Consider the following 13,313-nt stretch of genomic DNA (forward strand, 5'->3'; position numbering starts at 1 on the left):
CCATCTGCTGTTTTATGATGTTGGCCTTACATAATCCCGAAGTGTCAGAATATACTCTACAGTTCCCGTATAGCTTGTTCCTCTGGCATCTCCATTATTGGTTTTGGCATTAATCTGATAAGAAATACTTTTTCCTGTTGGAACGCTTTCTTTGGTGTCTGCTGTTGTTTCTGTTGAATCACCTGCATTTTTCAATACACCTACCCAAGCATAATTCCCTGTTGTTCCGGCTATAGGATCCGGACTTTCTTGAGTTATCTGGCGTTTTGTACCATCTGTTCCGTAAATTCCCATTGTCATGGTTTTGTTTCCAGTGGCTTCTTCTGTCATAGCTTTATCAGCCTCTACCTTAACCTCTACTTCTGGCTGGTCTTTTTCATTGTTGCCTTCTGCCGGATTCCCGCTACTTGGGTTCTTATAACGAATTGTTGCTGCTGCTCCTGCATAGCCTTCAGATCCTCCGCTTACATTAGCTTCATCCTCTGTCAGGATTACGTTAGCCGGTATGTAAACATAATAGTTGCTCTCCTGCCACTGCAGTTGAATTTCTGATGTTACACTAGGTGCTTCATCAGACTGTGCTCCTCCCGGACATAAATTGTTTTCAGTAAATGTTGGATTATCTCCCGCCAGATCTTTATTAGATTCATTCCACGCCACGATACAGTACTTGGCCCTGTCATCCCACTGCCAGGAAACGGTCGGATTACCATTAGTAGGATTTATCCGATTAAAAATAGGGAATGTGACAGTAGCCTCTCCATCGCCTCCGAAATCAATCCTTCCTTTATTTGTCTTTTGCTCTGTAGAACCTGCAACACTTGCTCCGCTTGTTAAATCTCCATCAAAAGCCCAGCTATGCCAATCTGGTGGATTACTATCTGGATTCTTCTTGTAAAGTGCAATATGTACTTTTGCTTCTGAAGCTGCACTATTGCCAATCTGTAAATCTACTGGATACCAAGGATCTGCCTGGAAGCTTCCGGTAACATCAAAACCTGTTTCTGCATTTGTTACTATAGGATCCGGACTTTCAATCTGCTGAATTGCTTCACCACCAGGTACCTTCTGCTCTTCAATCGTAGATACTGCCTTTGGAAGAACCTTGAGCTGGTTAGTATCTCCCGGAATATCAGAACTTCCTCCTGTAAGCAGGTTTCGCTCTGTATCACTGATTCCATCTGCCAGATTAATCTGTGCTGCAGACGCATTCCCTGCAGACCATACATAAATTTTGTAATCTGCCTTTTCATCCTCTTCATATCGGATAGACGGCTTACCGCTTTCATCTATACTGTTGATCGTAAATGGAAGAGAAATCGTGCCGTTATTAATGGCAACTCCTTTTGTCAGATCAAGGGTCAGCTTATTGTTCCAGTAGCTTCCTCCTGTGTTTTCTGTTGTTATTCCTCCTGAAGCATCGCTTTTCAGCGTTCCGTAGGCAACCGCTTCTGTCGCCTTAACATTATCTGTCATGATTCCTGTTGTCGAATCCGGCGTTTTCGTATCCTTCACTACTGCAAAGCTTACGCCTCCTGCCAGCAGGTCAGCTGCATTCCCGTTGAATCTAAAGTCTGCGCTTAAAGTTACACTGCCATTGTTGACATCCATGTCGGCATTTCCGCCTGTATAGGTCTCTTTATTGTAACTTGTCTCTCCATCCTGATCGATCCTTAAGGATGCATAAACCGGTACCAGTGTCAGCACACCGTCTGTTTGGCTTGCTGTAAACAGCGCATTCCAGATATCTCGGTAATTATCACTATATGGATTATTTGTTTCTACACTATTTCCTCCATACAGCTTATAGAGATCGACTCCGGTTTTTTCCGGAAGGAGCAAACTGTTATAAGTAGTGCTTCCTACCTTGGCTGCAAATCCACTGAAGTTATTCGAGTCTACAGCCTCAAGCTTCTGATAAACGTCAGTATAATCAATGACATTATCCTCTCCACTGATACTGGTATAGTACCGATCTGCGTTCGCTGCATTAAAAGCGTCAATGGCATTTTGCGCTTCTGTACCTGCGCTTCCGCCACTGGTAAGAACATCATTGATACCGCTGCTGTCGATTTTTACAGATACTCCATAGAGATAATAAAGTTTTGCAAATGGATCTGTCGCAGAAACTTTTCCCTCTGTCTTGCTGGACTTTCCAAAGACATAAGTCCTACTATTTAATTCCAGCTGTTCTTTATAACCTACCGCTACTACTTCCGATCCGTTGACTGCTTTCAGAGTATACTCTGACTTCTCATTAAAAGCGTCATCCTGATAGGTTGTTCCATTGTTAAATCCCGTCTGTCTCTGGATCGTAAATTTTCCATCTATCAGGGAGTCTGCTCCTGGTGTTCGGGCATACTGAGGTACGATTTCAAGAGTATACTTTACGGTATCTTCATCCAGGAAGATTTTCTCCATCTGACTATAGAGCTCATCAAAATTTACCAGATCTCCCAGATGCCAGACATTCTTATCCTGTCCTGTTTGACTGTTTGGATTTGTAATCTTTAATGTATCGGTATCTGAGTTCCCTTTTTTCATCGTAAGAGTAAAACCGTTAAAATACTGGCCTGTCGGGATATTTCCAAAGGATGTCAACACTGTGTTCAGCACTGCCTGATTCCCTCCGTACCCCATTTTGACTCCTTCTTTTGTACCTCCGTTGCTGTTCTTATCGTTATAGAGTACTTGAACCTCAATAGGCTCCGCATTAATCCGGAAGGTTCCCGGCTGATTGAACAAATCCTGATCTCCGGCGATCTTAAGACTATAAGTGTACCTTCCGGCCTCTCCTAACGGAAAGCTTGTCCCGGCTCCGTTGGTAGGGGTGCTTGTTATTTTATTTGAATTTGAAATAACTTTAGGCTTTGTATATCCTATTTTGGGTTTTAATCCTAACTGAACAGAATTATTTTCCGTTCCGGAATTATGTATGTTGTACCCATAAACAGCATATGGAATTGTAAGAGGATAATATAATGGTCCCTGTCCAGCACTGGGTCTTTTCCAGATATAGGAATTTTTTATATCTGTATTTGAAGCGGAAGCCTGATTTCCTGTTCCCAGCTCTATGCCGTTCGCTTCTGTCAAAACAGCTCCTGTCTGCGCTCCGGAAGCATGCGTTTGAAACAGTTTAAATGGGTATGCGCAGCCCTGAACCTTCACTTCATAGGAATACCATCTTACCCAGCTCTGATTCCAGGTACTTCCACTGGGTGTCCTTGCATAAGCATGAGAATCTCCTACCTTTAGCGTAAAGTTATTCATCTCATCGTCAGTTAATTTATGATTTGCATTAAAAGGTTCCGTTTCTTGCTGCTGCCAACTTGTACATGTAATGGTAATCTTTCCTCCCATTTCAAGATTTTTAGTAATGGATTGATTATTTCCTGATGGGAGTATAAAAGTCTGCCTCGCAAAGTCCTCGGTACTAAAAGCAGCATTACTTGTATAAATATCTATTGACAATGCCGTAGGTACAAAACTGTAACCGCCAGAACCACTTGGATTGTTGGATATAGTATCAAACTGGAAAGCCACCTCCGAACCGGGTGTGTATTGCCCTACCGGAACAGTGTCCTTCTGCCCCGTGCCTTGATCTCTTACAACGCTTACCTTACTGCCGTTTCCAGGAGTAAGACCTGAATTTTCCGTATAACTGGTATCAATCTCCAATCCCTCTGTGCTGCCTGTCCAGCCCTTATTGGCCCGTACAAATTTGCTCGCATGCGAATAACTGCTTCCACTTCCCTGATACACAGCGCGGGTCTGCCAGTCCCCCATGACATAAGGTTCTCCTCCGCCCGAATAGCTTCCCATTCCATAACCCAGATTATCATAATCCCATCTCTGGCCGTTTACATCGTCTATTTTAAGGTCGTATGTTGGGGTGCTGGTTCCTCCTGCTACATTCCCTGACTTAGTATAGACTCTGGAACCGCCTCTTGTCTGCGGATTACTTACCGGATCCCATGCACCGGAATCCATTGCCATATCAGAGTAGGCTGCAAAATACAGCCTGGCATCGGAATTATAGAGATAACCTTTGAAGTTTACGGTTGTAGGGCCGTCCAGCGTTACAAAGTAACCACTGTAAGATCTTGCATCGGCGCTCCGTTCAAGAGAATGGTCTTCTCCTTCCTTCGTTGTGTATACGGTTGTTGTTTCTTTATTATTGTCACTGACAGAGACTGTCTTCACTTCTATTTCCGCATACTCATATCTCGCCGGAAGGGTAAAGCTAAACGGAACAACTTTCCCGTCCGGGACATTAGTGATCGGCATTGCTGAAGGCAGATTATTCACTGTCGGTGATTGTCCATTTACAGATATATTCCAGTCTGTTCTGGATGACTGATTTTTATCTTGTATGCCTCCAAAATTAACAGTCACTGTATGACTTTTGCTGCTTTCTGTAGTATAGAAGAAACGAATCTCCACCTCTGCCGGTGTACCATCTGTCTCATTTCCTTTTGTCTCCGGCAGCTTATGCCCTACACTGACCTCTCCATAGTCGCCTGTATCCCGCGACTGATCGCCATCCTTCAAAACATAGTACCATTGCACCGGATTACTTCCATCTACCGGTCCCGGATACAGCCCGGTGATTTCAACTGCGTTCTCATAATCTGTACCGCTGCTATATACCAGTTCTGCATGTCCATATTTCCTCGGTACGCCATTCCCATACAAACTTTTTGGAACGTTGCTGTTATCCATCATGCCGCCTGCAAATCCTGCCGATTGGGTTGAAAGAAGATAATCTCTTTCTTCCCGATAATACTGCCATACCTGTATCTGTTCTTCCTGCTGTACAGATGTACTCTGTGCCTGAAAGGCTTTCAAATTCGCTTTCAACTGCTCCACAGGAATGGTTTCCGGCAACTCTGTTCCAGCTGTATCAGACATATCTGCCGCACTATCGGCTGCATTTGTGCCGGCTGCATCTGTACCGTCAGCAGTATTTTTTTCACTGCCTTGTATGGCTGCTTCAGCTTTAGAATCTGTACTCTGACTTTCGTTCGATGTCTGGCCGCTGTCTGAATCTGCTGTTTGTTTCTGTTGGGAATCAGCTGCCTCTCCGCCCGTTGTCACACTTTCCGGGTCATTGTTATGATCTGCAGGGTCAGCTGCATTAGCTGCGGCTGTATTCTCATCTGCCTCGCCTGTCTCCGCCTGTGTCTGAACTTCTGTCTGCGCACTCTGCTGTGTCTCGATTTTGCCGTTACTTACCGCCTCATCTGCAAACACGCTTTCCAGCCCTACGCCTGTCATCAGCGTTGCCGCTGCCAAACAGACTGCCAGGCTCCGTTTCAGCCAGTTTACTCTGCCTTTCCTTTTTCTGTGCTTTTTGATCTTGCCTTCTTCTCCTTTCACTTTTCCTTTTCACCTCCTCCCTTTTAATCTCTTATTCTTTCTGGTTCAGGAATGTCTCTCCTGCCTCTGCGTCGATCCATATCTGTCTGGCCTCACCTCCTTTAACAACGCGGGCTGCCCAGTACATGTTGTCCTGGTATTTTTCCAGCCCCAGCCGCTCTATCTCATATCCTTTTCCTGCTTCTTTCAGGATCTTCTTTTCTGCTTCTTCCCGGCTGACTGCCGCGGACTCTTCTTCCTCCAGAATTTCTCCGATATTCACCTCTACGGTTCCATCGTTTTGGACTGTCACTCCGGTCTGTTCCTCTATCCGCGCTTTTTCTTCTTCGGTATATTCTTTTTTCTTTGATGCATTGGCTTGTTCAGATCTTTCGGAGTTGTCTGCTTTACTTTTTTCATTTGTCTGTTCAGAATGATGATTTTCCGGAACACTTTTTCCTTTTTCCCTGATCCAGAATCCAGCTGTCAGGGCAAGAATTACTATGATGCAGATAGCAACCAAAATATTCCGTCTTTTTCTATTCACCACTTATCGCCTCATTTTCATACAATTTTTTCATGGTATCCTTTCCCATTCTCTTCCGATACACATTGTGCTACAGGAATACTTTCTATAATATTCGCTTGAAGCTCTCTTCTTCTTGCCAATCTCTGTTCCCGCAAACCATGGCTGCACTTTATCTCCGTCAATTCCTTTTGCATATCATCTGCTGCACAGGTTTCTGCATCCATCATTTTTACAATCTCTCCCAGGCTTCTGGAAAACCACTTATTTTCCATCTCCTTCTGGATGTACTGGTAATACTTTCTAATCTGGCAGGTGCTTACCGCTCCGCGATTACAGTATCCATCATCTTCCAGGCAACGGTTGACTTTCACTGACGATTCCATTACATTCAGAACATCAAGAAGAGTAATTTCTTCCAATGATCTTAGAAGATAATATCCTCCTTTTGCACCGGTTACTGTACCAAGCATTCCTGCTCCGCGCAGTTTTCGCGCTATCTTCAGAAGGTATTTGGGGGGTATTTTCATCTGGTCTGCAATCAAACTTCCTGTCATTATCCCTTTTGTATCGCCCAGGCATAAGAGAAACCGGATTGCGTAATCTGTCGTGAGGTTTAGCTGCATAATCTTCTCCTTTTTCTGCTTTTGTGTTCATCTTCAGTTTCATCTTCCATTCCAAACCCAAACCGGTAAGGTTTGTATTCAGTTTCTTTTAAAACAACACAATCCGCCCTGTGTTGTTTAATGAGTTAGAAAAATTTATTTTTTCACAAGATGTTTTTAAAACCAGAAAAATATATTAAAAATTTATTTGACGTGCAGATAAAAATAAAAGGGGAAATATGGATTTTTGGCATAGATTTTCCGTTTTTTACATTTTTATAAAAAACTATTGACAAAAATTGGAAATTTATGATATAGAATAAGAAAGAAAAACAACACAAGGCGGATTGTGTTGTTTTTTATTTGACTAAATCCATCTCATTGATTTTCTGACGGTGCCCTTTGCCGCTTGATACCAGATATTGCCTGGTAGTCTCAATGCTGCTATGACCTAAAATATCAGCTAATTTCAAAAGATCTTTCTCCCGTCTGTAAAATACACTTGCAAATAAGTGGCGTAAATTGTGAGGATAGACTTTCTCCGATGAAAGTCCCGCTTTTTCTCCCGCTCTTTTCATGCTGCGCCACAAGTTGCTCCGATCCAGCGGACGTCCTGTACGTGTTACAAACACGGGGCCTTCCTCTATGTTTTGCTCCTTGCAGTACTGCTTTAAACGTTCAATCAGTCGATCCGGTAAAAGGATTCTTCTTTGTTTTCCTTTGAGCAGAACATTGACGCTCCCTGTATCCAACAGTTCTGCCCGTATATGTTTCAGTTCTCCAATACGGATCCCGGTAGAGCACAGTGTTTCCACAGCCAGATACAAGCGCTTATCTTCCTCACATGCCTTTAGAAGGTTTTCATACTCTTTTCTCCCGAATTCCCTGGACTCCTCAATATATGCTTTTTTCTGAATGCGGATATATTTTACTTTCCAGGTTTCTCCCTTATATTCGAGATAATTATTAATAGCTGCCAGACGGTTATTTACCGTCGTTCCGCTATAACGTTCCTTCAGTCTGTTTCGATAGACAGCCATCCATTCTTTTGACAGAACATAATCTGGCTGCTGTATCATATCCCGAATTGTCCTTACATAATTTTTTTGTGTGGAAATCCCTTTTTCGCATTCAATCAGATATTTCCTAAAGTCTTCAAGCGCTTCTTCTGTGCTTTCCATATCTTGTTACGCTCCTTTCTTTTTGACATAAACAGATATTTTTTGTCTATATGGTACAAAAGACAGTATAGCGCGATTATATTAGACAACGGGGAAATAAAGTGAAAATTATATGACATAGATTGCTGGTAAATATTTACAATTTAAGACAGGGTAAAATGCAATTTGGCACGTAACACAGAAAAAGTGCCACGTGCCAAATCAATTAAATTATATTATTTCTTCTGAACATATTTCAGACAGTCCAGTGTTACCGCTACAAGGATAATGATACCGGAGAACACGAACTGAAGGTTTGTGTCGATACCGAGGATTGTAAGAGAATAGGTAAGTGCGGTGAAGATAAATACACCAACTACTACACCGGAGATCTTACCGATACCACCGGTAAAGGATACACCACCTACAACGCAGGCTGCGATCGCATCCATCTCCCAGCCCTGCCCATAAGCTGCAGATCCTGATCCTACCATTCTGATACACTCCAGCCATGATCCGAATCCGTAAAGGATTCCTGCCAGAACGAAAGCTCCTACTGTTACAGCAAATACGGAAATACCTGAAACTGCTGCTGCTTCCGGGTTTCCGCCGACTGCATACAGATTCTTTCCGAATGTTGTCTTATTCCAGATGAACCATACAATTGCAATGGCTGCTACTGCCCAAAGGATAATAGTTGGGAAACCATTGATCTTTGGAATGATCATGTTCGGAATTGTAGGCTCGATCGCACCAAAGGATACACCTTTTGTTGCGTAAGTAACAAGACCGAAAATAACAAGCATGTTTGCCATTGTTGAAATGAACGGATGCATCTTAAATTTCGCTGTGAAAAATCCTGCAATAGCTGTGAAGAATGTACATAAAACAACACATGCTACCAGCGCCAGAACGATTCTTAAGGCGATCGGCATAGTCGTAAAGTCAAAGATATGTCCGAACACACCGCCTGTATTGATTCCCTGGTGCATGATGATCGTTGCTGTGGTCATACCCATACCAACCATACGTCCGATGGAAAGGTCTGTACCTGCAAGGAGGATCAGAGCTGCAACACCAAGTGCAAGGAACATTCTTGGTGAAGCCTGCTGCAGGATATTCAATACGTTATTGTATGTAAGAAGCGGTGATCCTTTTATCATCGGAGTGATGATACACAGGATGATAAAGATTAAAAGGATCGCAATATACAAACCGTTCTGCAGGAGGAATGACCTGCGGTTAAATGTATATTTGTAGTTTTCCCATCTTTGAGCCATTGTCTCTCCGAATGTAAACTTGGACATACGGAGCAGGTCGATCAAATGGTATCTGTATGAGAAAGCTGCATGTCTTCTGTCTTTGATCTGCTGAAGATTTTTCTGCAGTTCCATTTTAGCATCAAACAGCCTGTTCTTATGAACGTATTTTTCATCTTTGATTTCCTGGTGATCAGAAAGCTTGGAAAGGTTCTGCTGATGTTCTTTTTCCAGTCTGGCAACATCCTCTTTGTATTTTTCTTTTGCCAGCACTTTTTCCTGCTCGCAGCTTTCTTTTACCGGCTGATAATATTCTTTATCGAAATGAGCGTTCAGATATTTCTCTGCATCAGCAATCAGTTTAGATATTTTATCTTTATTCTGTGCCTCTACTGCCTTTGCCTTTCCCAGAGTCTCCTGAAGTTTTGCAATTTCTGCATCCTTCTCACTCTTTGTCCGGCTTTTGTCTCTTTTCAGTCCGTCCATAACGTTCTGGATTGAAACAACTTTATCTGTACCATCTTCTCTCAGGCTGTCAATCTCTGTCTGAATTTTCCCGACATAATCCTTAATTGGCGCAAGCAGCTCCATTTCCTGCTCTGCCGTAAGGACTTTACTGTTTCCATTAGCCATATCTATCAATCTCCCTCATTATAGGTATTTTGCACTGAGTCTTAAAAGCTCTTCCTGATTTGTCTCTTTCGTATTTACAATTCCGGAAAGGTGTCCGTTGGACATAACTCCGATACGGTTGGTAATTCCCAGAATTTCCGGCATTTCTGAAGAAACAACAATGATCGTTTTCCCTTCTTTTGCCATTTTAATGATCAACTCGTAGATTTCGTATTTTGCTCCGACATCGATACCTCTTGTCGGCTCATCCATCATGAATACCTGCGGATCTCTCTCCAGCCACTTTCCGAAAATTACTTTCTGTTGATTTCCTCCTGAAAGACTGGTGATCATATCATCAGGTCCCATACATTTTGTATGCATCGTCTTAATTTCATTTGCGGTTGCCTTTACCATTTTGGCGTCTGAAAGCGCCAGACCGGATTTGTACTGATCCAGATTCGCAATGGTCGTGTTGAAGGTCAGGTCCGCTTTCAGGAAAAGTCCATTGGCTTTACGTTCCTCCGTAATCATGGCAAAGCCGTGATCCATTGCCTCTTTGGCACTGCTGAAGTTCATGAGTTTGTTATTAAAGTAAACACGCCCTGCTGCTCTGGTCCTCACTCCGAAGATTGTTTCCAGAAGCTCTGTACGTCCGGCTCCTACCAGTCCGTACAATCCGAAAATCTCACCTTCCCTTACATCAAAAGAAATATCCTGAAGGTATGGTTCAAATTTTGTAGATAAATGCTGAACAGACAGGATTACATCCTTCGGTGTATTATCTACTGGCGGGAATCTGTTCTCAAGAGAACGTCCAACCATCGCCGCAATCAGTTCATTCATATCTGTTTCTTGGGAACTCTTTGTCATAACAAGGTTACCATCCCGAAGTACAGATACCTCATCACAGATCGTAAAGATCTCATCCATTTTATGAGAAATGTAGATCAGAGCAATTCCCTGCTCCTTCAGCATTCTCATCATTTCAAAGAGCTTATCTACCTCCTGTACTGTCAGGGAAGAAGTAGGCTCATCCAGAACGATTACCTTTGAATTGTAGGAAATCGCTTTTGCAATCTCACACATCTGCCTCTGGGATACGGACATGTTCCGCATCGGCTGTGTAAGGTTAACTGTCATTCCAAGCTTTCTGAAAAGCTCAGATGCCTCTTTTTTCATTCGCCCCTCATCAACGATACCCATAGAGTTTACTGGATAACGTCCAAGGAATAAATTATCAACTACATTTCGTTCCAGACACTGATTCAGTTCCTGATGCACCATTGCAATGCCGTTTTCAAGAGCATCTTTTGGTCCGGAAAAACTGACTTCCTTTCCATCAAGGAAGATATTGCCTTCATCTTTCTGGTATGTCCCGAAGAGGCATTTCATCATTGTTGACTTACCGGCGCCATTTTCACCCATCAGTCCCATAACTGTTCCTCTCTTCACATCCAGATTGATGTGATCCAGAACCCGGTTACGACCGAAGGATTTGCTCATACCGCGTATCGATAAGACGATATCATCTTTCTTATCTGCCATTACTATTACTCCTGTATACGTATATTGATTTTCATGATCTATACCGGAAAGTTGTTTCCGGTATCTTCATAGTCCTAAATAGATTATTAGGGGAGAATTTCTTCTCCCCTATAATCGCCTCATCCCTATTCCCCAAAATTCTATTGACTAAGTATTGATGTGTAGGAACTTGCATTGTCTGTCTTAACCATGTTGATAGCAAATGCATCATACTGGCTTGGGTTTCCAAGACGGTTTGTGATGTTGGACTCTGTCTGTCCATCTCCACCGATGTATTCAACATCCAGGTTAAGAAGATCATCATAGTTCTGAAGAAGCGGCTGATATGTTGAGCTTAAGAAGTTATCAGAAGCATTGTAAATGTTCAGCCATACCTTCTTTGTTGCATGGTCTGCTTCATCAAGCTGGTTGGATACCGGCTCGTAAACTTTTGTAGAATCTGTAAATTCTTCATAGTTTTCAGCTGTTACTGCAACGTTCAGTGCGTAGTAAGAACGCTCATCTGCATTGTATGTATAAACATCGTCTGTCAGAACGTTTCCTGCTTCGTCTTCTGTTCCGATACCTGTATCAACATCTACGCCGTCCAGTGCGTTACGAAGTACACGAAGTGTCAGGTAAGCCTGTACGTCTGCATGCTGGCTGATTGTTCCACCGTATCCTTCAGCGATAGCAGCTACAGCATCGTTGTTTGCATCATATCCGAATGTCGGAACTTTGTTGTCTTTTGACCATGCATTGAACATTGACATTCCCATTCCGTCGTTGTTAGAAACAACTACGTCAATCTGATCACCAAAGGAGGAAGACCATGTTCCAATTGCATTACCTGCTGTAGCTGCATCCCATGTAGCACCTGCAGAGTTTTTCATTTCCTGTGAAGCCAGCTCACGAACAACATATGTTTTTCCACCTGCTTCAATGGAACCATCCTGTACTGCTGTTGCAGATCCGTCTGTGTTTGTTCCGATCGGCTCGCTGTTGATTGCTCCATCTGCCTCAACGCCTGTTCCAAGAGCTTTACGAACACCTCTTGTACGTGCGATAGAGTCGTTGTGTCCGATATCACCGATAGCCAGTACATATCCGATCACGCCGTCACCGTTACGGTCGATTGTATCGATGTTTGCTTCGATGTAGTCTTTTACCATTGTTCCCTGAAGTTCAGCACCCTGGTTTGCATCGAATCCTACATAGTATGTGTCATCGTTGAAGCTAAGTGCTGTCATGTCAAGCTCTCCTGTAGAGCTGTTAGATGGCTGACGGTTGAACCATACCAGCGGTTTGTCTTTGTTAGCTACCTCTGAGCTTGATGAGCTGGAGGAATCGTCACTTGAGGATCCGCTGTCGCTGGAACCACATGCAGTAACAGAAAGCGCCAGTACTGCAGCCATTGTCAATAAGGCCATTTTCTTTTTCATTTTACTTTTCTCCCTTCTTTTTCGCACAACTCGTCTGTGCTTTTGTTGATATTGACAGTATATCTAAGAAGCAGATTATAAAACATAGAATTTTTTTTGCCTTTCATTGAAATTTTTTAATATTTTTTGTGTATTATCAACAAGAAATTTTAAAAACGGAGAGCTCTACGCTCTCCATTTTCGTTCTTTCATCTTACAATATACAACTGCTGCTCCCGTACTCACGGTAGTCGCCAGGATCCCTGCTCCCACAATAGCCGCCGGATTCACGCTTCCGTACTGGCTCCTGTAGGCGATAATATTAACCGGGATCAGCTGCAAAGAAGAGATATTGATGATCAAAAATGTACACATTTCATTGCTGGCAATCCCCTTCTTTCTTACCGGCCCGGGCAGGATTCCTCTTCTTCTGTCCTCTTCTACATTTTTCAGTTCTTCCATAGCCTTAAGTCCTGCCGGTGTCGCCGCCCAGCCAAGCCCCAGTATATTGGCAATGATATTCGTTGTAATATGCCTGGCAGCCGGATGACCTTTAGGCAAAGCGGGAAATAAAAAGCGGATGACCGGCCTCATTTTTCTGGCAAGGCCTGTGATCATTCCGCTTCGTTCTGCAATCTCCATTAATCCTGTCCAAAAGGCCATTACACCTGCCATCGTTATACACAGTGTAATGGCCTCTTTGGAGGAATCCAGAGCTGCATTTGTAATTTCCACAAGATTTCCGGTACAGGCCCCATAAATGATCCCGGTCAGGATCATTCCGGCCCACAGATAATTGAGCATTCTTTCACCTGAACTGTCTTCTTTCTATATCTTATGAAAGC

At 43.1% G+C, this 13,313-nt stretch carries 8 protein-coding genes; all 8 read right to left on the reverse strand.

Annotated features, from left to right (window positions below):
• Positions 1–12 precede the first annotated feature (12 nt).
• A complete protein-coding gene (locus R2J37_RS00340) occupies positions 13–5,379 on the reverse strand; it encodes a hypothetical protein (RefSeq protein ID WP_316265945.1) in 5,367 nt (1,788 codons plus the stop codon).
• Positions 5,380–5,410: 31 nt separating this feature from the next.
• Positions 5,411–5,905 carry a hypothetical protein gene (locus tag R2J37_RS00345; protein ID WP_256194810.1) on the reverse strand — a complete coding sequence of 165 codons (495 nt, stop codon included), beginning with the start codon at positions 5,903–5,905 and terminating at the stop codon, positions 5,411–5,413.
• Between the two features lie 17 nt (positions 5,906–5,922).
• Positions 5,923–6,510: an RrF2 family transcriptional regulator gene (locus R2J37_RS00350; RefSeq protein WP_256194811.1), complete on the reverse strand. Its 588-nt coding sequence runs from the start codon at positions 6,508–6,510 to the stop codon at positions 5,923–5,925.
• A 338-nt stretch (positions 6,511–6,848) separates the two neighbouring features.
• Positions 6,849–7,670 carry a tyrosine-type recombinase/integrase gene (locus R2J37_RS00355; RefSeq protein WP_316265947.1) on the reverse strand — a complete coding sequence of 274 codons (822 nt, stop codon included), beginning with the start codon at positions 7,668–7,670 and terminating at the stop codon, positions 6,849–6,851.
• A gap of 215 nt (positions 7,671–7,885) precedes the next feature.
• The gene (locus R2J37_RS00360; RefSeq protein ID WP_256194813.1) at positions 7,886–9,541 is read right to left on the reverse strand and encodes a galactose/methyl galactoside ABC transporter permease MglC; all 1,656 of its coding nucleotides are present in this window, start codon (positions 9,539–9,541) and stop codon (positions 7,886–7,888) included.
• An 18-nt stretch (positions 9,542–9,559) separates the two neighbouring features.
• The gene (locus R2J37_RS00365; protein WP_316265949.1) at positions 9,560–11,068 is read right to left on the reverse strand and encodes a sugar ABC transporter ATP-binding protein; all 1,509 of its coding nucleotides are present in this window, start codon (positions 11,066–11,068) and stop codon (positions 9,560–9,562) included.
• 140 nt (positions 11,069–11,208) lie between these two features.
• Complete coding sequence (locus R2J37_RS00370; protein ID WP_230107484.1) at positions 11,209–12,489, reverse strand: substrate-binding domain-containing protein; 1,281 nt, start codon at positions 12,487–12,489, stop codon at positions 11,209–11,211.
• A 165-nt stretch (positions 12,490–12,654) separates the two neighbouring features.
• Positions 12,655–13,272 (reverse strand): nucleoside recognition protein, encoded by a 618-nt coding sequence (locus R2J37_RS00375; protein WP_316265952.1) that lies wholly within the window; start codon positions 13,270–13,272, stop codon positions 12,655–12,657.
• Positions 13,273–13,313: the final 41 nt, after the last annotated feature.

It is taken from the genome of Claveliimonas bilis, from assembly GCF_030296775.1.
Taxonomy (GTDB): domain Bacteria; phylum Bacillota; class Clostridia; order Lachnospirales; family Lachnospiraceae; genus Claveliimonas; species Claveliimonas bilis.